The organism is Ruegeria arenilitoris (genome assembly GCF_013030985.1).
Lineage (GTDB): Bacteria > Pseudomonadota > Alphaproteobacteria > Rhodobacterales > Rhodobacteraceae > Ruegeria > Ruegeria arenilitoris_B.
Map to the genome: position 1 here is coordinate 29,398 of NZ_WPYP01000010.1, position 20,571 is coordinate 49,968.

The following is a 20,571-nucleotide window of genomic DNA, read 5'->3' on the forward strand; positions in this document are numbered from 1 at the left end:
CAAAAAAGCAGACATCCATAAGCGCTTCTTGCTGAGGACAAGCTGCCCCTCGGGTCAAGTCATCGGTCGCCGCGCACTGGTGACCATGAAGCCAGGTCCGGCCGTCCAAGCTTCGGGGTTACGGACGATCGAAAGTGCTTCGGTCAGCATGCCTTCGGTCATAAAACCGCCACCGATCAATTTAGGCGCCAATGTTGCCAATGTTAGTGACCAGGTCTGCGCTTCAGCCGCTCCTGCGGTATTTCCGGAGAGATTCAGAATGGGCTGGATGTGCCGTGCATCAATTTCTGTAAAGCCCGTTTTGGCAAGAAAGCCCGGCAACGTTGCACCAAACTCTAAATTCCACCCTTGAGATGCGGTGAAGTCGAGATACGCGGTCCAGAACGTTGCCCAAAAACGGCTCGGGCCAGACGCAACTCGCCTGAAGTCCATTTCAGTAACAACAAATGCACCACCGGGTTTGAGCGACTTCAGGATCGCTGACAAAACCTCCGTTCGGGTCGGTAAAAAGCACAACACCGCGCGGCAGTGAACCAGATCATACAATTCTGAACCAAGCTCATCGGCTCGCAGATCGATCTCCTCTAGGGCTAGGTTGGGTAAGGTGTTTTCTTTCACGGACGACACGTCCAGATCGCTGGCGATGACATTGGCGTGGGGCAATGTCTCGGCCAGCCAGATCGCGACGCTTCCGCGCCCGGCACCTATATCCAGACAATGCGCATTCTCTGGAAGGTTCAGTCTTTCAATTGTTGCAAAGGTATCGGGGTCGTGCGCATGTGACATGCGATCAAGCCGCTCGGCCTCAGTGGGCAATGTGTGAGGTAATAGATCTTCGTACATCTGGTGCCTCCCATATCTATCCAGAAAATACACTGTATTCACGCATTGTAATACCCGGACGCACGGTTTCCTTGCTTGTGGTAGGGTTGGTTGACATCATGTTTTTGTGGTGAATCACGTGTTCGAAAAAGCGCATTCGTCATGAACAGGCCTGTTGCCCTCGACTATCTGCTGTTGGTGGGGATCAGTCTGATTTGGGGGTCTCAGTTTGTTCTGAACGAACTGGCCATTCAGAGTTTTTCGCCTCTGATCGTGGCGACCGGGCGGGTGCTGATCGGCTTTTTGACCCTGACGGTCATCGCCGCTGTGATGTACGGGCGTTCAGCCGGATCTTCGATAAAAGTCGGCAGACAGCCTTGGTCGCTTTACTGTGCAATTGCGGTAGCTGAAGCAATCTTGCCGTGCTTTCTGATCCCCTGGGGGCAGCAACACGTCGACAGCAGTATTGCGGCCATCCTCCTTGCCACAGTGCCAATCTTTACCCTGATACTGGCCCCGTTTTTCGTGAAAGACGAGCATTGGAGTTTGATCGCAGCGCTGAGTGTCGCTGTCGGCTTTGTAGGGATTCTGGTTCTGATCGTTCCAAGTATCAAAGGCAGCTGGCTGGCGGATATAATCGGCGAACTGGCGATCCTGGGCGGCGCATTGAGTTTCTCGGCTAGCCTGATCATGATGAAACATCTGTCAAACGTGCCACCTGTTCTTGCGATGCGAAACGTCTTTATGATCGCGTCCGCAGTACTGGTGGTATTGACGCTGATCCTCAGTTCCGCGTGGAAGCCGGACCTGTCGTGGCAAAGCGTATCAGCGCTGGTAGGCCTGGGCGTCTTTTGTGGCGGCATAGCCTATGTTCTGTTCATCTATATGGTTGGTCGAACCGGCCCGACCTTTACTGCCCTTTCCGGTTATCTGATCACGCTGGTTGGCGTTTTCATCGGCATTGCATTTCTTGGCGAACGACTGCAGCCTAACGATATTTTCGCGCTAGTTCTGATCATTGCCGCGCTGGTTATCGGAAAGTTCAAGTCTTAGCTCGCTGCCGCATCACGTTCGCTTCTCACTTACCTTGGCGCAATGAAAACGTCCGTCTTCGGGAATTCTTCGATAACATCCAGCTTTTGGTCGAAATGTGCGGCAAGCAGGTAGTTGGGATTACCTGCGATCCATTCTGAAAGGTCGATTGCCTGATACTCACCGGTGTTGAACGCGATCAGTATTCGGGCTTTTCCCTCACCAACATTTTCAATCGAATGCCCATAGCCCTGAGGAATATATCCCACATCCCCCTTGTTCAGAGATTCTGAGGCGAAGCGGCCGTTTGCACCAAATATGGTAATTCCGATGCTACCGCTCATTACGTATTGCCATTCATCCGCGTTCGGGTGCCAGTGGAACTCCCTCATCCCATTAGGCTCAAGTTCCAAAACCACGCCCGTTATCGTGGTTGAGATGGGGAATTCCAATTGGCTGACCAGCCATTCTCGACCGCCTGCGAATGAAGAATTCGGATCCTGGTCGAGCAGCCTGTATTTATGCGTATTCCGAGGTGTTGCCAGATGCCCCTGATGAGGCAAAGCAGGTTCTTCCGGCGGCGGGTCGCCGTGAACGAAATAAACTTCGCTCTTGGGAAAAGAGTCAAACGCCGCTGCGGGCAAGCCAAGGGACTTTGACAACAAGTCTTTCGGCGCGTGGCCAATCCAGTCCGTGATGCTGAATGTACCAAATTCAGAGAAGTACCCATTATCGAATATAAGAATGAAGTGGCAGGGCTGGTTGCCCAGACATTGTATGGAATGCCCGTAACCACGCGGGAAATACCATACGTCACCCGGTTCAAAATCGTTCGTTTCGGATTTTCCCGCCGGGTTGATGACTGTCGTCCGGCATCGCCCCTCCATTACAAATGCCCATTCGGCAGCAGTGGCGTGCCAGTGCAATTCACGGGCAACACCGGGTTCCAGTTTCATCGAGACACCGGCGATTCCCGTTGAAACAGGAAGCTGTTTAACGGTGGCTTCTTTCCCGAAACTACCACCGTCTTCACGACCTTTGGATTTTTCCAGTTCAAACTTGAAGTTTGGAAGCTCTTGCTTGGAAAGCTCTGGATCAGGAACATTGTTCCAAAATGGACCGGATGGAAACTCCGCGGCTGAAACTTGCATCGCAGCAGTTCCACCTAGACCCGTTGCCGCGGCTGCTTTGAAGAATTCTCGCCTGGATGAACTAACCATATTGGCCTCCTAATTCTCGGGGAGTGGCCTCAAAAGTGTAACACAGGATATTTGGCTCTCTAAATAAACCACATATTGTCTGGCACGGTCGTATAGCGGACACCCGTGCCATCTCATCTTCTATGTGTAATTACCTGTGTAGCTATGCTTTGGATGACGCAAAAGCACGGAAAGCGGCTGTTGGTGTATGCGCGGCGAAACCTCACTTTGTCCGCTCACCTGCCATTTGCCATCTAGTGCTGAACGTCGGGACTGCGCGGAACAAAGGTCGTGTTCGGGTGAATTCCATAAAACAGTTTGTCGCTGAGCAGACATTCGATGAAAGTAAGCTTCAGGCACAGTCTAACTTTGATAGGTAAATGCGGATGCCCGACTCTATCGTTGAACAAGTAAGACAGGTTCGCAGCGGATCGCTCACGGCGGTTTCGCTGGTCGAGCGGACGTTTGATAAGATGGCTTCCAACAGTGCAATCAACGCCTTCATTTCATTTGACCGGGATAAGGCCTTGGCAGAAGCAAAAAAGGTTGATCGTCTGGTAGCCTCTGGTGGCAACACAGGGCGATTGGCGGGTATACCGCTTGCGATCAAGGACAATATCGATGTCGAAGGGTTCCGGACCACTGCCGGCACCCCAGGTATCGACTATGTTGCATCGAAGTCGGCCCCGATTGTCTCCCACCTAACATCCGAGGGTGCAATTGTTATTGGCAAGACGAACATGCACGAACTTGCCTTCGGGGTGACGTCCAACAACGCAGCATTCGGAACCGTTCGAAACCCCGCCGATCATACCCGGATCCCGGGCGGGTCGTCAGGTGGGACCGCAGCTGCGGTTGCATCCGGGATCGTTTCGGGCGGGCTCGGAACCGATACCGCAGGTTCAATCAGAGTACCCGCCGCATTGACGGGCGTGGTAGGGTTTCGCCCTTCGACCTCGTTGATTGATATGAAAGGCATTGTCCCTTCTGTTCCGACGTTTGACGTTGCCGGCCCCATGGCGACGACCGTTGGAGACGTTGCGTATCTGGCTTCAATCATGACGCATCAGACGATGCCCCGGCCCCGCAATCTGCGAGGTTTGCGTCTGGGTTTGGTAAAAGACTACATGGTAAACCTTTCGTCGCATGTGTCTCGTGCTGTCAGCGATGCTTTCGCGAAGATCGAGCAGGCTGGGGTTACCTTGGTCGAAGTCGACATATCGCCGATAAGCTCTGCATCGTTCGAAGTGGGTTTCTCTGTTGGGTTCTACGAGATGAAAAATGCAATGGCTGCTTATCTGGCGCAAATGCAACCAAACACAACATTGCAGGAAATGATCGGCAAGATCGCCAGCAAGGACGTCAAGAACACCTATGTCAATTCAGTTTTGGGTGAAGACGCACCATCTGAGACCACTTATCGAGAGGCAATCGCCAGGATCGATGGGATCAGGCAGAATTATCTAAGGCTATTTGAGGATCATCATCTCGATGCCCTGATCTTTCCGGCGACACCGCTCGAAGCACCGCCGATTGAAGGATCTGATGAGGCCGTTTTCCTGAACGGTGAATATGTGCCTACCTTGCCGGTTTTTATGCGAAACGTTGCTGCAACCGGCGTGTATGGTGCTCCGGGAATATCGATTCCTCTGAGTGCTTCAGAAGGGGATCATCTGCCAGTGGGATTGGAAATTGACGGGCGTCCGGAAGCTGACCTTGACCTGCTTGGCATTGCGCTTGGGATCGAAGCTGCTCTGGTGAACGCCTAGTGGCCCGCTGGGAAAAGAAAGCTACTATTGCGACCTTAAACTCGGGCCACCTAACATCCTTGATGTTCGAATTTGCATTCATCAGAAATGACACCAAAGGGCTTTAAGGACGGGGGCTGAGCACTTTCCAAGTTTTGTTCCAGTCACGACATTGTCTCTCTAAATTAGCTTTCGACTGATCCGGAACACTCAACCGAACATCAGTCTTTCCACCCCAGGGCACGCAGTCGGTTGATGACCTCCAGCGCGTTTTCTTCGCGGCGGTGAAGGCGCTTCAGAACGACTTCGGCGGGAAATCCGGGCCAATCTTCTTCAAGCAGCGCCAACATGCGTTGCCCGTCTCGTTCGCGTCCAAGCGCTTGGTAGGTGGCGGCGAGATACACCACACCCGGCGCTGAAAGCGGACCGCCGCGCGCGTTGCTGTCTTCGATGATGCGGGCTGCCTCCTCAAACTCGCCCATATGGAACCGGGCGGCGGCAAGGATGTTCTGATCGGCATAGCGGGTGTTGGCCCCAGCCCGCTGTCTTTCCTGCAACGCCGCATGAACTGCCGTCTCCCACGCGCCGGATAGAACCGCCACCACTCCAAAGAAATCCAGCACATTGCCGTCGTTCGGGGCCAAGGACGCGGCCCGTTCCGAATAGCGCATGGCGTTTTCAAAATTTCCCTCCACAAACGCAACCCAACCCGCTGCCGATTGGGACCATGCGTGAGACGGGTTGAGTTTGAGGGCGCGCGCCAGCATCTCGTTTGCTTCGCCCAAAAAGGCATCATGCTGCGGCCCGTCGATTGACAACAACGCTTGGGATGCAAGCGTTTGGGCCGCCCCGGCATAGGCGCCCGCGGCGTTCGGATCGATGTCAATGGCGGCGCGAAACAGTTCGGTGGTCAGGCGCTGCCGCTCGGCGTCGAATATCGGATAGATGAGACCACGTGCCTGCGCCGTGAGGTTCGCCGCTTCCAACGCCGCGGGGGACCGCTCCATAAGCGCTTCACGCTCAAGACGTTCAGATTTGACCGCCGGCGTGCGCGTTGGGTCGCTCAAAAGCAAATACAGCACCGTCAATGCGATCAGCCCGATTACACCCAAAATGGCTGTCACCCGCAACAAGTGCTTGGCGGGCCGTCGGGCGATCTCTGCTGCTGCAAGGCCATCATACGCCGATGCCTCTGTTGGCTCCGGCGCCGACTTTTCAAACTGCACCCGCTGTCTTTCGAACCGCGGCGCGTACCCTCCCTTGTCGATATGCACTCGAACCGGGTCCGACTGGCCTTCGGTTTCATAATAGTCTTCAAGCAAACGGCGCAGGCGTCGGGCCTCGACGCGAACCAAGTTTGCGGACGAACGTTCATCGACAGGATCACGGTCATAGACGAAGTGCGCTATGGATTTGGCGCGCAGCTTGTCAGTGTTCCCTAGGATCGTTTCGCCGGCGACAAAATCGAGGAATTCTCTCAGACGCGGTGTGCTGGAGAACAAATCGCTCTTTAGAACACGCGAGATCGCATCGCGCATTTCAACCTCGCGCAGCCTTGGATCACCCCCTACATTTTCCGAGGTGCCTGAAGCGGGATCACGCATTGATTTCCGCACCTTACCCATCGAACTCACCCCTCCAGCTTAGGGTGACTCACTTCCCCGAAGCAAAACTTAACTGCGATCCTGCGTCTGTCTGCCCCAATCAGCCGAGGCTCAGGTGAGTTTTCTGGAACGACACGACCCGTCCCTGTTTGCCCGATTTCAGCGGGTGCGGCGGCGCGACCAGCGACTGGTCGAAGTCTTTGACGATCTGGAAAGCGTCGCTGCCGACCTTGACCAAAACGCAGGGCGCACCGCGGGCCTCCTGGTCGGGATTGTCGCTGAACTCACCGACGAGCTTCGGCAGCGGGTTGAGGCCTGTGAAACGAAACTTAATCAAGGAGAGCTACAAAATGACACTTAACCGACAGTTTTGCGGGCTAATGTCCGGCGTGGTTCTGACCATGAGTGCGGGGGCGACCCTGGCACAACAGGACCCGATCATTCATGACAGCGAGTATTACATCCTGCAGTCCCAGCACGGGGACCGCTGGCAGACCGAAGATCAGGGAGTCCAAGACCGATTGGCCGAAATCCGGGCTGCAAATGACGGCAAGCCCCCCAATATCATTTTCGTGCTGATCGACGATTTGGGGTTCGGCGATATAGGCATTCCGGAACTGTCTTATGTGCGCGGCAGCAAAACCCCGCATATCAACGATTTTGCCAATCAGGGCATGAACTTCATGCGGATGTACACGGAACCTTCCTGTACACCCACCCGCATTGCCGCAATGACCGGGCGGCACCCGGTACGTACAGGCATGCAGGAAACCAAAGGCGCCACAACGGGCGAAGGCCTTGCCGCGTCCGAGGTCACACTGGCCGAGATCCTTTCGCAATCCGGCTATGCCACCAGCCATATAGGCAAATGGCACATGGGGGACATCGAAGAATCTTACCCGCACAATCAGGGTTTCGACTGGGCCGCCTTCCCCGTGCATCAGCAGGCGCAACTGTCGGTCATGACGCGTGACGGGGCCGACGGCAATATCATCGCGGGCTATGACACCACGACCCAATCCAACGCCCATCATCTTGATCGGTTCTTCCGACCCAACGCGATGGTCTACGGACTGGAAGGTGAAAAAGGCGGCACTGCCCGTGAGGTCGGGATCGAGGCGGGAGAGGTCTGGACCCACGAAGATTATGTCGAGATGAACCTGCGGTATCAACGCCAGGCGATTGAGCAGTTGCGGAAGCTGGCCGCAGGGGATCAACCCTTTTACCTGCAATACTGGCCGCTCTGGCCGGTCAACTTCTCGCAAACCGATGTGGAACAAGCCCAGACGCCGAATGGTGGGTTGTGGGTTGAGCGTATGGCAACTGTTGACCAATGGTTCGGAGATATTTTGGCGGAGGTCGATGAACTGGGCGTCGCCGACAATACGATCATTATCGCCATGGGCGACAACGGCCCAATGTTGCAATACTTAGGCACAACGGGCTTCTCGGAAGGTGTCTATCGCGGCGGGAAAGGCCAGCACCTTGAAGGCGGTGTGCGCGTTAATGCGTTTATGCGCTGGCCGGGTGTATTGGAAGAAAACACGATGGTCGGCGATATCACACATATCTCGGATCTTTACACGACGTTGGCAAGGATTGGTGGAGGAACTGAATTCGTGCCGCGTGACCGTATCGTTGACGGGCTGGATCAGACATCGCTGCTGTTCAACGGCGAGGGCTATGGTCGTCGCGATTACGTCTTCATCTATGAAAACGAAGTGCTGCGCTCGATTGTGAAGAACGAGTACAAGTGGCACTTGCCCGCGCCCGGCGTCGGTGGCGCGTTCTCGCAAGTCTACAACCTCTACCGCGACCCCCGCGAAGAGCTGTACACCCCCGGCAACGCGATTTGGACGGGTGCCTCCTTCCAAGACATGCTGGAGCGGCACCGCCGTCAGATCGGCGCCTATCCCCACACCGATGCAGGCCAGGATGTTCCTTACGAAGGCATCGAAAACCTGAGACCGGAAACAGTGGAGCTGGTCGACCACTTCAACGGGTGGAAAAACGCAGATTGAAGCGTCAATACGAACTGGCGCGGTCTTATTGGGATCGCGCCCGCCGACACTGTTGGTCCCAGAACAGTTCAATGTAGGAAAGACCGTATGCAAAGACGACTTTGCCGTGCAACTGGGCCATCCTGGCGTGAAACGCTGCGAGGACCGTCCACTGAACTTTGCAAAGTTCTCTATCTGCGGCTTGGATTTCAAGGGCGGACTTAGGTCGCATCGGTCTCATGGTTCTCTCCGGGGTTGAACGAACCGCCCCACAATGGTGTTGGTGACGGGATGCCTTCTAGAAGTCCGCTGCGACGTCGCCCGGTGAAGCGCATCGACTTTGCATCACGAGGTCATCCGGTCTCCGTCCCGATAGCACCAGTTTCCGCAGTTTGCGGAACTCTGTGTTTCAAATCATGCGGGCAAAGCCTCCGTTGTCCAGGCGAACTCGGTTCCATCTCACCAAAGCCGCGTCAGGATGTTCGCCATTTTTCGCGCAGTCGCGACCGTCGCTTTGTTGAGCTCTTTGCGTTGCACAAGCCGCATTGCCCAACACCAGGCACGCTTGTCAGGCGCTGTGCCAGTGGGCAATCCTTTGCGTTTTTCTGGATCTCGGCATCAAGGTCGGTGGTCTTATCGCAGACTGTTTCATACACCTTGATCAGCGATGCGAATACGACTTCGAGGATCGGATCACCGGGAACAATCTCGCTGGGTTGATCGCGGAAGTCGCGCCGGCTCCGTCCTTTGCGCACAATGCCAAGACGGGTGCCGAGGGTTTTCAAGTTGCCGCGGGCCGACAAGAGCAGGCGCAGCCGGTCGCTGTTTTCGCTCTTGATATGTACCTCGCGACACCAGCCGGTTCGCGCCAACTTAGCTTTCGCCTCCGCATCCGAGCGATCTGACTTGTTCATACGTGCCGACAGAGCTTTGTGCGCCGCACGGGCGTCAATACACACCGCCGGCTCGCCACGGCGATCAAGCTCGCGTGAGAGCCAAATGGATAGCGGCCCGGACTCATGCACGATCCGTTCAACGCAGTCAGCATGTAGAGAAGTCGTCTTGATGATCTCATCCGGGTCAGTCGAGCACTCACTCTCGAAAACGCGCGTGCCATCCTCTTGCAGAACACAAACTGCGCAATTGGTCAGGGAACCTCAGAATGCTTGCAATGCTAAGACCCAAGACCGTTCAAGCGGAAGTTGCGGCATGATCTGAGCGGCCACATCAGTCAATTTGGGCGTCCGCTGGACAAACGTCCGGCGCAAACAAATCACGTCGGAACTCCAGCAACGATCGCACTGTCATTCGGGACGAGCTCTTCAACAGAATCCGCCCAATTGACTAAACCTCGCTCGCTTCAATAGTTCGCTTTCAGCCCCACCACGATCGTCTAACATAGACAGTCAGATGTCGCCTTCGCACTTCCTCGCAGACGTGTGAGGTCGAAGATTTGATACCCACAACCAGATCACTCGAAAGCGTTTTAGCGTAGCGTCAGAACCGCATGCGATCTTCCCTTCTTGGTCGTTCGGGTCGATAGTTGCCTTGGCGGCGGTCGCTGCAAGGACCTGTATCGAGATACGTTCCTTGGCTTCGACGCATGTGTTCGGCGAACTGGGTCGGGGCATCAGCCTGATCATCTTTAAGTGCATTCGGTAACACCAAAAGTTCCTTGCGGAATTCATCAAACCAGGGCTTGTCCGTAGGGATGGCTAGCTTGCCAGATTTAATCCAGTCGGTCTGCGGGATGAAGCGATCCAGCTTGCCAGTGACCACGTTGATGGGCATGTAGACACCTGCTGCAGTGCGTTTCAATTCACCCAGAAGGTGGATACCCATCGCCGGGGATTCGATCAGGACCCGGTCCGCGCGCCATTGTTTACGCAATCGAAGAACAGCGTTCCACGCCTCATGTAGTTCGTTCGAGCACGAAAGGCGTCGAGTAAATACCATCTCTCTTCATACGCATGCCAAACAAAGGTCAGCCCCACTGTAAAGTCACAACGCGGACCAACCTTCGCCGCCGTATCCCAGCGCCGACCCGCCGGACGAACACGCTTTCGTTCGGCAAGGTTTCCACCAGATGCAAGTCGGACATTGAGAGAAATTCGTCTTCACCGTCCGTGAGGTTCTGTTGATACTGCGCTTGGAAGGCAGAATTGCCTTTGTCGGCCTTGAAGCGGCCCAAAACCGCCATTCTGACACGCCGCCGCAAACGACTGCTTTGAGCCCAAAGCGTTGAATGCTGCACGACGGTTAAATGTCTGCTAAGCGGTAATTTGAGACAGAAATCACAACATCAAAGAAACACCTATCGCTCATGCCTTTGGAACCACAAACCTATCGACAATACGCCTACCTCGGAATTCAAGGGAAGGGCCCGTCAAAAAGAATTTCGGAAGCTCTTGGAATCGAACCTGATGAGGAATGGTCTGAAGGCGATGATTGGCAAACGAAAGGGCCACACAAGAAACGGTGGTTCACGAATTGGAAGCTAAACAGTGGCGTTCTGGAGACTGAGGACCTTAACATCCACGTGGGCGCCATCTTGCGACGAGTGCGATCTCGTGAGTTGGCGTTACAGGCCTTGACCGGAGACTATGATGTCCGCGTCGTTTTGGTAAGCTACAACCTTCAGTGCTTTAGTTTCGAGTTAGATTTCCAGCACCAAAGACGCCTGACCCAGCTCGGCATCCGCACTTGGTTCGATGCCTATATTGACGAAGATGTCCACAAACTAATGTTTGACATACGCACCCAGTATGGGCGTGACGCATTTGATGGTGAAGAAGGCTAGAGAACTGAAAAGCCGCCTTTGGCTGCAACCGCAGCGAATTCACACTTTGTCCGCAAACTGTGAGTTCGAACGGCTCTCGATATTGCGCTCGCAGCGATTAGCCGGTTTGGTGAAGCTGCGGCGCGGTGCGTGGTTGGTCGACGAATGTCGGCTCTGGGTCGACCGCCGAGCTTTGCAAAGTCCGCGTTCTGCCTTCAATTGTGGGTTTGAAAGTCACCCAAGCTGTTTTCATTCGGAAAGCTGTTGCGGAACCATGCACGCAGGTGGCATCGATTGCCAGAATGGGAACCGATCAGTTCGCATAACCTCGATGGGAATCAACCCACGCGGAAGCGCGGGTTGATCCGTTTCTTTGAGGCCTCAGAATCTGAACTCAAAGCCAATGTTTCCACCAAGGACATAGTCGCTGGAATTGCTCCCCAACCCGGTTTCTCCGTTGATTTCACCGTACAATGTGGTTCTTCCGGACAATGCTACATTCCCACCAACCGTCAGGGCGGCGGTGTTCTTTCCGCGCGCAGTTACGATGGTGTTTTGACCAAAAGCGACCGAGGTTTCGTCGTCGAACGCGTGATAATAGTCGATTTGACCGAACAGCACCGAGTTCCCCGCAAATTCCCGCTCGGCACGCAGGCCAAGGCGGGCGGTCAGTGTATCGCCATCTTCCAGCGAACCAGTCTGACCACCACCGGCAAGATCAACGACATCGTCAGTATCTATGTCGCTGTACATCAGCTGCGCCTGCGGAACCAAAGTCAGACCGTTTTCCAGAAGGAATGGTTTGCCGACCTCGACGGAGACACCGTAACCATTGCTGTCTGTATCAACTCCAACCCCACCGTTCGGCGTGGTGGTTCCGTCGAAATGGGCATAACTCAGCTGCCCATCGACATAGAGCTGGCTGTTGGCAATCCAAAGCGCGCTGAGTGTTGCCTCATACGCATCGGTGCTGATGTCGGCGTTGGTAAGTGCGGTGGTCACGTCGGTGGACAGGCTGCTCACGGCGAACTCCAGCCCGCCGATCAACCCGCCGCCTGCAAGCTCTGCCAGTGGCAGACCCGCGCCAAAGCGAAGGCCGCCGCTGTTGGTGTTCACGTCGCGGTCATCGATGGAATAGCTGTCGCGCTGACCTTCCGCCTGTACCCAGACCAGCGGGCGGGTGGTCGAGGTCAGTTCGCTCAGTGCACGGCTGACAGTATTGGCTTCGGCTGAACTCAGACGCGTTGAACCATGATCCGCCCCAACGCCGTCCCAAAGCGCAACTGATCGCTGACTTGCTGGACGCCGGCCGCCAGAAAATCACCGCCGGGATTGTCGTTGGTGGCACTCGAGTCGCCGAACGGTGTCAGGGTGAACTCACCTGCGGCCGCATCATATTCCAGAACATAGGCGATATCGCCGTCACTGATCGCCTGATCGCCGTCATTGGTGACAAAATCGGCGTTGACCAGTTGAAAGTCTCCTGCGGAACTTGCTCCTGAAACGGTGACCAGAGTGAAATCATGCACTGTTCCATTGCCACTGCCGGTTTTGGTCACTTGCAGGCCCTGGCTGGCCCCGGCGCTGTCACCCTGCACAATAACCTCGTCATTCGTGCCGGTGGTCAGGTTCACGTCCAGCCCGATGGTGCCGCTGCCTGACAGGTCTGCGCCAACGGTCAGTTGATCGCCGCTATTCCCGTCAGCCAGCGAGATCAGGCCGTCATTCAGGACATTGCCGCCCAACAGCGCATTGCCGGTCCCGGATGCCCCGGCCAGAAACTGGCTTGTTGCGCTCACCTGCAGGTCGCCACCAAAGGTAAAATCCGCGTTCTGCGCTGTGATGGTCGCGCCGCTGTCGATCAGGATAGACTGTAACGCACCCGCGTCCGCGCTGTTCAGGGTCAGATCACTGCCGCTATTGACGTTCAGCGTTTCCCAATTGGTGAACAGGGCTCCGTCGAAGGTGCCGGTGAAGCCCGAGAGGGTCAGTTCGTCTTCGGTGCCGTCGCCACCGTCGAACAGAGTCGCGGCGCTGATATCGGCACCTCCCTCAATCGTCAGGGCGTCTTTGCCGTCATTCAGATGAACTGCACCGCTGAGAGCAGAGCCCAACCGCAACGTCACCTGGCTGTCGCCTTCGTTGTTTCTGATCGCCTCGCCCCGAGACGCGGAAACCGACGCGCCATTCTGCAGATCAATCACCGTCAGCTGACCGGCACCCGTCCGGGTAGAAACAGCCGGACCTCTCCCCCCGCGCAAATTGCCGGACGCGGTTATGGTCAAGGTGCCTGTACCATAGTTTACCGCATTGATAGCGTTGGTCCCCGAAACGTTACCGGTTGTGGTAATCGTCAGATCGGCGCCATCATTTCGGGCGTATATACCGGCGCGCGAGCCGCCTGAGACATCCGTAACCGAAATCGTTGTTGCGCCCGTTCCATAGTTGGTGCTGAAAATCCCGGAACGGGAACCGCTAACCGTCCCTGTCGTGGTGATCGCAATACCGGTGGAACCAGTGCCGGTATTAGCCGCAAAGATTCCGTCATCTCCAGCGCCCGTCACGTGAACGGCAGAGATAGACAAGGTGCCGTCGCTGACATTGATTCCGACGATGCCGGTGAACCCGCCATAAGCGGTTCCCGAAGAGGTAATCGACAGGTCGCCCGAACCGCCGTAATTCCTTGCATTGATGCCGTAATAGCCGTCACCGCGCGTATCGGCTGCATTGATGGTCAGGCTGCCTGAACCGTTCTGCCTGCCATAAATTCCGGTGACGCCGCCGTTGACCGAGCCGTTTGTCGTAATCGTCAGATCGCCGCTATAGGCCGCACCAATATGCGCGTTTATTCCAGTGTCACCAGTTGTAATCGTCGAGTTTCTGGCATCATTGAAGGTGATTCCGTCGCCGATCAGGTTTACTGCGTTCCCGCCAGAGACATCCAACCCAAAACCCGGTGTAGTGGAAACCGTGAGAGGGCCTGCGATGGAAAATGACTGACTGCTATCCGTGCCCGGAACAGCAGGGCCTACGCATACGACGTTTCCACCACCGGTATCCGTACAACTGCCCGCCTGTGCAGCGCCGCCACCAAATGTGAGTGCTGCACCAAGTGCAACCGCCGAAACACCGGACAGCACCCGCCCCATCGACGGCGCATAACTGGCCATCTGTCCCTTGTGCTTGGTCATCCGCCCACCTCTGAGCAGGGCAAACGGCCTGTGCGCCTGCGCGACTTCGCTGTTTGTGGTTTTCATCGCTACTATCCCGGATTTTTTGTGAGTTTTTTCGATTTGTATTCAGCCGGCTAACCGGGTTTCGGCACCGTCACTAAAGACGCGGCTTCCGACGTGCCCGGCGCGACGGCCAGCGGACAGAGATGGCCCGCCAAAAGCTCCAGATCGTAAAGCTCGGACACCGCCCCGTCGATGCGCAGCCAATCCACGCAGGATCTGGTTTCAAGGTCGATGATCTGAATGCCGCACCAGGGGTTGCTGTCGGCCTCGGCCAGACGGGCATCCAGCTCCAACCCCTCGAACCGCTCGTAGCGTGGCTTTGACAGACCGACAAAAGCAAAGCGCCCGTGAACAGCCAGACCGCGCGCGAAGCCGGGGCAGAAGACATGTGGCACGAAGCGGCCCATGCCATTGCGGTCGAACTCCACCTCTCCCAACTCACCGCGACCCGAATTCAGGACCCACAACCGGCCATCGTGCAGACGCGGTGAATGCGGCATCGAGAGGCCCCGACAGACGATCTGGTTGGTGTCGACATCGATCACAATGCCTCCATCCGCCCGCCTGTCGCGCCAGCCATCAATCGTGTCCGAGCGGCTGACCGCGGTGACGTATCGGGGCCGCCCGTCCTGCATCGCCAGCCCGTTCAGGTGGCACCGATCCTCATCCACAAGCGCCGAGATGAACGGGGGCCGCCAAATCTCGCGGAAACTGTGGCGCATATCGGGCGTGGCCAGGCAATTGTAGCGGGTGTTTACAAAGATCGACCGGCCCTCGGTGTCGATCCCCAGATCGTGCAGATCCAACCGACCGGTGAATTCGCTTTGGCGCGGCATGAAGCCTGCGTCGAAGATGTCATTCATCCGCTCATGCGGCTCCAGCACGTTCTGAAGATGCAGGATCTGGTCGTCAGCTGCGATGGAGAGCCCGTGCTGCCCGTGACGATGCACTCCCATCGGGCGCGGAAAGGCCATCTGGTGGATGTTGATCCCACCGTCAGGTTTAACGCCAATCAGATAGAGCAACCCCGACTGGTACGAAGAAAAAGCCAAGGACAGCCCGAGCACATTTAGCCGAGCGGCTAGTCCTGCAGACACCGAGTAGCGGGTCTCGGAGGTGTTTTCCGTTTCCGGCGATTTGGCTTGCGATTCAGTCCTGTTGGAGCCGCCTTTTTCTATTATGTTCATATTTTCTTTTCAGTTCTGCTCAGTATGCCACCAGTTCATGTCACGATTTTCCCGCTTGAAAATGTGATCGATCACCTCGGAATTTTTTTTGTCGCTTTAACCGATCAAAGAGTTCGTCAAGTCAGACCGGTGCCACCCGCGAAAACTGGCACTTCTGGATGAACTCGTAATGTCAAACTCAAGAACTGGTATCTTCCAGAATCCGGCGACCACCTTTGCCTGTGGCCACAGTGCGATTTCTCAGTGCCGGTTAAACGCGAAGTAGCCCATGTTTTGTACACGCCACACGTCTTGGGAATCTGCACCCTCAAGTCCCATTTTCTTAACTTGAAGTTGAATTCAGAAGTGGAATCACACGAGAATTACACCTAAACGCAGGGAAAACCGATGCGAGGTTGAGCAGTATGAACTTTAACCCCCTATTAATCAGCTGTGGGCACTGGAGTTTCGACGCCGCACGCAATCTGCTGTACGTCAACGGCGAGTTGGTGCGGTTGCAGCGCGGCACGGCGAAACTGCTGAATTACCTCGTGCACGGCGAAGGCGACGTGGTGACGAAAGAGGAACTCATCGAAGCCGTTTGGAACGGCCGTGAGGTATCCGATGCCGCGATGTACAACCGGGTCAGCGCATTGCGAAAAGCACTGGCGGACGGTGAAGGCCCGGATCGCTGCATTCAATGGGAGTATGGCCGGGGGCTGCGTTTCGTGCGCCCCACTGTCTCTCTTCGGGAAAATGATGCCACTGTGCTGGAGAATGTGCCGCCTTCGACACGCAATGACGGCTTGATCTCGACCGGAACGGACGAATCCCAAAACCGTAACAGGCGCTTTTCTGGCGTCGCGCCACTCAAGGACTGGCGGTATATTCTTGGGGTTTACAACTCGTTCTACCGAACGCCGTCATGGCCCAACGCGATCAAGGTTGGTGTAACTGTGCTGAAAGAAGTCGATGGCCAGGTTGTCGTTTGGACTTCGGAACGCGGCGAAGACCGCAAAGTCGGCACCCGGCAGAGGGCTCGCTACCGTGGCACCGCAGTTTTCATAAACGGCCGCGTGTATGTTACGGAACAAAACTCCGAACCACCTCATTCTGTTTGCCAGTCAACACTGGATGCACCTCATGCCTACAGGCCCGACATCATGACCGGCTTGATGCACGGCAGTTCGTGGCGTTTGGGTGGTGCACCATACGCCACTAGAGTGGTTTGGCGGCGCACTCCACACGGCATGACCCTTCGCGGCGCGCTTGCAATGTCCGGGCCGTATCCGGAAAACACTGACCTCATCGAACCCGTTATTCTCAAAAGCGTCGGGTCCGATTGTCTGACGTTTCATGAGCAAAACAATACCCTATGAGAGTATTGGAGAGCGATTGGTCGCAATCAGATTGCAAAATCAGAATTCGCGTAGTTACGATAGATGCCGTTAAATCCCGTTAGGAAAGGGGACATACGCACATTACGCAGCATTGGTGTAATTGGGCTCAGAGCAGGCATTGCCTCCTTGCCGTCATTGCACCAGAGTTGGGCAAAAGGCTTCCAACAATGGTTTAGTTCGATGTCGGTTAAGTCGTTTATTCAAGATGCGCTGAACACTGTCGAAGATTTATTTTTGAAGCCGAGCAATGAAGAGATGTTGAAGTCTGCGGCAGAGCACGGCGCAGATTTGTCCGAACCTGCCCCTTTTACTTTCGATCTTGCGTTCAAGCACCGATTGGATGCGGACGTTGTGGCCAAAGAGCTGGCGGAAAAAGGATACAACGTTACACAGGAAACTGATGATGAGGGTGATCCCTATCCGCACGAAATCGAAGCCGAAGTAACTATCATTCCAGACGTGGTAGAGATCAAAAAACACGAAGGTGGTTTCAAATCTATAGCTGCCCAGTATTCGGCAAGATATGACGACTATAGCATCGGTTTTGGTACCGACCTCGATTTCTTTGACGATGAGAGCTGAAGGCTAGTGATCTGCCCAAAAATCGTCAAAGCCGACATTCGGAAACAGGTCCGAGAGTTACATCTTGCGGACAAACTAGACGTCCGCTCCTGCAGTTATTGCTGGCGTTGCAACCGTCGCAATAACCAGCGGTATTCATGCGGTGTGGCAGATCAAATCGCTGAACCGTCGGCAATTTCGCCACATGCGACAGTCTACTTCCGTAGCACCCAAGACTCCGGTTTGATCGACCACTTCAAATTGCTATCGGCAATGTACTGACAAGATAGGGATTTTCTATTGCGGGTAGCATACTTTCTTGCGCTTTTTCTTTCGGTTATCGGTTCTCAATTCGCCTCGGCGCAAGAAGTCTCGCGCTATTTGACGATCGAACCCGCCGCGCATTGGGTCAACCAGGTCGACCGCCTGAATGTTGCGTTTCCATTGGGCAAGGATCGCGAGATCAACTACCTGCTGGTCGACAATCAGATCAGGTTCGGCGAGACTGATACTGAAGTTTTTCTACACTATGCCGAGCAACTGCTGACCCCCAGCGCGATCGAGGACAACTCGTCCCTTTCGATCACGTTTGACCCCAGCTATCAGACAATCTCTTTCCATCACCTGCACCGCGTTCGGAACGGTGTGGTCACTGATATTCTGGATCCGTCGCTATTCGATATGTACCGCGCAGAAGTCGAGCGTGATAAGCTTATCTACAATGGCGAAATGGTGCTGGCCTACCTCGTCCCCGACGTGCGCGTCGGCGACATTTTAGACTATTCCTATACGATCCATGGCCGAAACCCAGCGCTTGGGTCAAACTTTTCAGGCCGTTTTCAGCTTCAATATGGCGTCCCGGTCCAATACCAATACAAGCGCGTATTGGTCCCTTCTGGTCGCGACATAGAGGTCAGGTCCTACGGCAAACCCCCAAAGCCCGCAATCTCTGAATTCGAAGATGAAACCGAGTATTTGTGGACCAGCAAAAACATCCCGGAAATTGAGGTCGATGGATATCTGCCTGGCTCTTACATCGCCTATCCCTCGACCTACCTTAGCAGCTACGAAAGTTGGAAATCGGTGGGTGCGCATTTTGCGCCATTCTATGACGTCAGCCAGATTAGATCGGACGAACTGCAGCAGATTGCCTCCGATATCCGTGCGAAGCATGTATCTGACAAAGAACGCCTGCGCGCTGCATTGGATTTCGTGCAACGGGAAATCCGTTATCTCGGTATAGAAATCGGACCGGGCGGTTTTGTTCCGCGCCATCCAGACCAAGTTTTGCGCAATCGGTTTGGCGACTGCAAGGACATGGTCGTGTTACTTACAGCGCTGTTGGCCGAACTGAATATCGAAGCGGTGCCAGTGTTGGTCGATTTTGATATCAGGGGGGATCTGGAAATATTCCCGCCATCCCACAACTCATTCGATCATGTTATCGTCTCTGCGACAGTTGCGGGAACGCCCTATTTCCTTGATCCGACCCGAGGCGTTCAGCTTGGCGATCTGGATCACCTTCAGCAGGCCGATTTCGGAAAAGGCCTTGTTGTCGCCAAAAATGGCCCAGGGATCATCTCGATCAAAGCGCCACAGCCGGAATTCTACAAGGACTTCACGGATAGCTATGACGTTGTTTCTGACCCTGAAGCAGTTATGCTGACAAGTGTCTCCAGATACCGCATGGCAGCAGCGGACAGTATTTTGTCTTGGTACAAAAAGGTGGGTCCGACAGCCGCCAATAGGTCATTTCTGGAGTTCTATCAGAATTCCCGACCGCAAACTGAGAGCGTTTCTGATTTAAAAGTTGATGTCGACGAGACCACCGCTGAGGTCGTGATTACCGGTCAATACCGCATACCCAATGCCTGGCAAGAAGGCGAAACACCAGATTGGTTAGAATTCTATTCAGACACTGGTGATTTGCTTCACGACATGCCTGGTTTCGTAGGCGCGTCCCGTACCATGCCTTTTGCATTGCCGCATCCGGTTCGAACCAGGCAATCCATGCGGTTCATTCTGGATGACACTTGGGAAATTGGGGACGACCAGCAGAGTTATGTGCAACCTGCGTTTGAATACCATCGATCAGAGAATTTTGAGGATGAAATCTATACCAAAGAAGTCATCTATTTTTCAAAGTCCGATAGGATCATGGCGGATGAGTTTGTTGCGACCATGGGTGCCATTCAAAATGCCCGAAACGATACCCAGGTTTCGCTTACAATAAGTCCCCCCTACGACCCGGGTTTCATTGAAGAATGGATCGACGGCTTCGACGAAGACACTTTCGGATTCTATGCATATATACTTTGCGCGCTGCTGATATCCCTGATTGGCGCGTCTCTATTGAAGAATAGCGATGTCGCTTGGCGAGAGTATCAGGTCTTTCATCCGATCTCGCTCACGAAGTTTGTTGTCATGACAATCGGGACGGTCGGCATCTATCCGGTCTATTGGAGCTTCAAGAACTGGCAGTGGGTCCGAGATGTCGACGCGCAATCGGTATCACCCTTTTGGCGCGCGGTGTTTAGTCCCATTACCAATTTCAGCCTGTTCGCGCGTATGGCCAGCGTGCCCCAGGAAAGCAATCGGTTTCGGAGTTCGGCAACACTACTTGCTGCCATCTTGTTGGTCGGCGAATTCCTCGGCTGGTACGAGGGCGAGTTGGAGGCTAGTGTTGAAGATTGGCTGCTTGTGATTTCAATCGTGACGTTGTTGGCATGGATCCCTGTGGTCAGGCACGTCAACAAATTGAATACGACTTACCCGGATGTAATTCGAAAAAACTCCAGATTTGGCTGGCCTGCGCTTGGAATGCTCGTGTTGTTCCTGCCCTTTTTTGTACTGTTCACACTCGCCTGGTTCGACCCGATATTGTGAGTTCCACTCCCATGGCAGCAGGCATGACCAAATCGAAATTCGTGACGTTTGTTGATCCCGAGGAACGCTCAGTATTTTAGATTGGCGAATGGGCGCCGCGTTGAAAAGGCTGCAGACAAGGGCACAATGCTCATCCCG

Annotated in this window: 17 protein-coding genes; 7 read left to right on the forward strand and 10 right to left on the reverse strand. The window is 54.8% G+C overall.

The genetic code is table 11. The annotated features are described in order from the left end of the window. Positions 1-54: 54 nt before the first annotated feature. Entirely contained in the window at positions 55-843 is a 789-nt protein-coding gene (locus tag GOX88_RS18495) for a class I SAM-dependent methyltransferase (RefSeq protein WP_170405234.1), read from the reverse strand. 141 nt (positions 844-984) lie between these two features. On the opposite strand from GOX88_RS18495, the gene GOX88_RS18500 reads away from it, so the two are divergent. Next, entirely contained in the window at positions 985-1,875 is an 891-nt protein-coding gene (locus GOX88_RS18500; protein WP_170405237.1) for a DMT family transporter, read from the forward strand. 29 nt (positions 1,876-1,904) lie between these two features. On the opposite strand, the gene GOX88_RS18505 is transcribed toward GOX88_RS18500, so the two are convergent. Further along, the gene (locus GOX88_RS18505; RefSeq protein ID WP_170405240.1) at positions 1,905-3,074 is read right to left on the reverse strand and encodes a cupin domain-containing protein; all 1,170 of its coding nucleotides are present in this window, start codon (positions 3,072-3,074) and stop codon (positions 1,905-1,907) included. A gap of 365 nt (positions 3,075-3,439) precedes the next feature. On the opposite strand from GOX88_RS18505, the gene GOX88_RS18510 reads away from it, so the two are divergent. Further along, the gene (locus GOX88_RS18510; protein WP_170405244.1) at positions 3,440-4,822 is read left to right on the forward strand and encodes an amidase family protein; all 1,383 of its coding nucleotides are present in this window, start codon (positions 3,440-3,442) and stop codon (positions 4,820-4,822) included. A 200-nt stretch (positions 4,823-5,022) separates the two neighbouring features. Here the strand turns inward: GOX88_RS18510 and GOX88_RS18515 are convergent, their stop codons facing one another. Together GOX88_RS18515 and GOX88_RS18520 are read right to left on the reverse strand one after the other, a co-directional pair. Beyond that, complete coding sequence (locus GOX88_RS18515; RefSeq protein ID WP_170405247.1) at positions 5,023-6,405, reverse strand: tetratricopeptide repeat protein; 1,383 nt, start codon at positions 6,403-6,405, stop codon at positions 5,023-5,025. A gap of 100 nt (positions 6,406-6,505) precedes the next feature. Next, a complete protein-coding gene (locus GOX88_RS18520; RefSeq protein ID WP_170405250.1) occupies positions 6,506-6,742 on the reverse strand; it encodes a hypothetical protein in 237 nt (78 codons plus the stop codon). A gap of 13 nt (positions 6,743-6,755) precedes the next feature. On the opposite strand from GOX88_RS18520, the gene GOX88_RS18525 reads away from it, so the two are divergent. Continuing rightward, positions 6,756-8,426 (forward strand): sulfatase-like hydrolase/transferase, encoded by a 1,671-nt coding sequence (locus tag GOX88_RS18525; protein WP_254443359.1) that lies wholly within the window; start codon positions 6,756-6,758, stop codon positions 8,424-8,426. A 452-nt stretch (positions 8,427-8,878) separates the two neighbouring features. On the opposite strand, the gene GOX88_RS18530 is transcribed toward GOX88_RS18525, so the two are convergent. The 3 genes from GOX88_RS18530 to GOX88_RS18540 all read right to left on the reverse strand — a co-directional run bounded on the left by GOX88_RS18530 (position 8,879) and on the right by GOX88_RS18540 (position 10,605). Next, a complete protein-coding gene (locus GOX88_RS18530) occupies positions 8,879-9,556 on the reverse strand; it encodes an IS110 family transposase (protein WP_170405552.1) in 678 nt (225 codons plus the stop codon). A gap of 346 nt (positions 9,557-9,902) precedes the next feature. Continuing rightward, the gene (locus tag GOX88_RS18535) at positions 9,903-10,361 is read right to left on the reverse strand and encodes a hypothetical protein (protein ID WP_170430385.1); all 459 of its coding nucleotides are present in this window, start codon (positions 10,359-10,361) and stop codon (positions 9,903-9,905) included. Positions 10,362-10,389: 28 nt separating this feature from the next. Then, positions 10,390-10,605: a hypothetical protein gene (locus tag GOX88_RS18540; protein ID WP_170405256.1), complete on the reverse strand. Its 216-nt coding sequence runs from the start codon at positions 10,603-10,605 to the stop codon at positions 10,390-10,392. 123 nt (positions 10,606-10,728) lie between these two features. On the opposite strand from GOX88_RS18540, the gene GOX88_RS18545 reads away from it, so the two are divergent. Continuing rightward, entirely contained in the window at positions 10,729-11,205 is a 477-nt protein-coding gene (locus GOX88_RS18545) for a DUF4279 domain-containing protein (protein WP_170405259.1), read from the forward strand. A gap of 360 nt (positions 11,206-11,565) precedes the next feature. Here GOX88_RS18545 and GOX88_RS18550 read toward each other — a convergent pair whose 3' ends face one another. From GOX88_RS18550 to GOX88_RS18560, 3 genes are read right to left on the reverse strand one after another with little or no spacing between them, the layout of a single operon-like run. Beyond that, entirely contained in the window at positions 11,566-12,423 is an 858-nt protein-coding gene (locus tag GOX88_RS18550; RefSeq protein WP_170405555.1) for an autotransporter outer membrane beta-barrel domain-containing protein, read from the reverse strand. Then, positions 12,420-14,441 carry a beta strand repeat-containing protein gene (locus tag GOX88_RS18555; protein ID WP_170405262.1) on the reverse strand — a complete coding sequence of 674 codons (2,022 nt, stop codon included), beginning with the start codon at positions 14,439-14,441 and terminating at the stop codon, positions 12,420-12,422. The genes GOX88_RS18550 and GOX88_RS18555 overlap by 4 nt, the downstream gene beginning before the upstream one ends. 50 nt (positions 14,442-14,491) lie before the next feature. Beyond that, on the reverse strand, positions 14,492-15,607 hold the full coding sequence (locus GOX88_RS18560; protein ID WP_170405264.1) for a TIGR03032 family protein: 1,116 nt from the start codon (positions 15,605-15,607) through the stop codon (positions 14,492-14,494). Between the two features lie 404 nt (positions 15,608-16,011). Here GOX88_RS18560 and GOX88_RS18565 point away from each other — a divergent pair, with 404 nt between their 5' ends. From GOX88_RS18565 to GOX88_RS18575, 3 genes are all read left to right on the forward strand, one after another. Continuing rightward, positions 16,012-16,965 carry a winged helix-turn-helix domain-containing protein gene (locus tag GOX88_RS18565; protein ID WP_170405267.1) on the forward strand — a complete coding sequence of 318 codons (954 nt, stop codon included), beginning with the start codon at positions 16,012-16,014 and terminating at the stop codon, positions 16,963-16,965. A 201-nt stretch (positions 16,966-17,166) separates the two neighbouring features. Next, positions 17,167-17,568, forward strand: coding sequence for a ribonuclease E inhibitor RraB (locus GOX88_RS18570; protein ID WP_217354256.1), 402 nt, complete (start codon positions 17,167-17,169; stop codon positions 17,566-17,568). A 279-nt stretch (positions 17,569-17,847) separates the two neighbouring features. After that, a complete protein-coding gene (locus tag GOX88_RS18575) occupies positions 17,848-20,433 on the forward strand; it encodes a DUF3857 domain-containing transglutaminase family protein (protein ID WP_170405273.1) in 2,586 nt (861 codons plus the stop codon). The last annotated feature ends 138 nt before the right edge of the window (positions 20,434-20,571 follow it).

Bases quoted from the DNA above. Each gene is read 5' to 3' on its own strand.
- GOX88_RS18495 (WP_170405234.1), bottom strand. From the start codon at position 843: ATGTACGAAGATCTATTACCTCACACATTGCCCACTGAGGCCGAGCGG.
- GOX88_RS18500 (WP_170405237.1), top strand. From the start codon at position 985: ATGAACAGGCCTGTTGCCCTCGACTATCTGCTGTTGGTGGGGATCAGT.
- GOX88_RS18505 (WP_170405240.1), bottom strand. From the start codon at position 3,074: ATGGTTAGTTCATCCAGGCGAGAATTCTTCAAAGCAGCCGCGGCAACG.
- GOX88_RS18510 (WP_170405244.1), top strand. From the start codon at position 3,440: ATGCCCGACTCTATCGTTGAACAAGTAAGACAGGTTCGCAGCGGATCG.
- GOX88_RS18515 (WP_170405247.1), bottom strand. From the start codon at position 6,405: ATGCGTGATCCCGCTTCAGGCACCTCGGAAAATGTAGGGGGTGATCCA.
- GOX88_RS18525 (WP_254443359.1), top strand. From the start codon at position 6,756: ATGACACTTAACCGACAGTTTTGCGGGCTAATGTCCGGCGTGGTTCTG.
- GOX88_RS18535 (WP_170430385.1), bottom strand. From the start codon at position 10,361: ATGGTATTTACTCGACGCCTTTCGTGCTCGAACGAACTACATGAGGCG.
- GOX88_RS18540 (WP_170405256.1), bottom strand. From the start codon at position 10,605: ATGGCGGTTTTGGGCCGCTTCAAGGCCGACAAAGGCAATTCTGCCTTC.
- GOX88_RS18545 (WP_170405259.1), top strand. From the start codon at position 10,729: ATGCCTTTGGAACCACAAACCTATCGACAATACGCCTACCTCGGAATT.
- GOX88_RS18555 (WP_170405262.1), bottom strand. From the start codon at position 14,441: ATGAAAACCACAAACAGCGAAGTCGCGCAGGCGCACAGGCCGTTTGCC.
- GOX88_RS18560 (WP_170405264.1), bottom strand. From the start codon at position 15,607: ATGAACATAATAGAAAAAGGCGGCTCCAACAGGACTGAATCGCAAGCC.
- GOX88_RS18565 (WP_170405267.1), top strand. From the start codon at position 16,012: ATGAACTTTAACCCCCTATTAATCAGCTGTGGGCACTGGAGTTTCGAC.
- GOX88_RS18570 (WP_217354256.1), top strand. From the start codon at position 17,167: ATGTCGGTTAAGTCGTTTATTCAAGATGCGCTGAACACTGTCGAAGAT.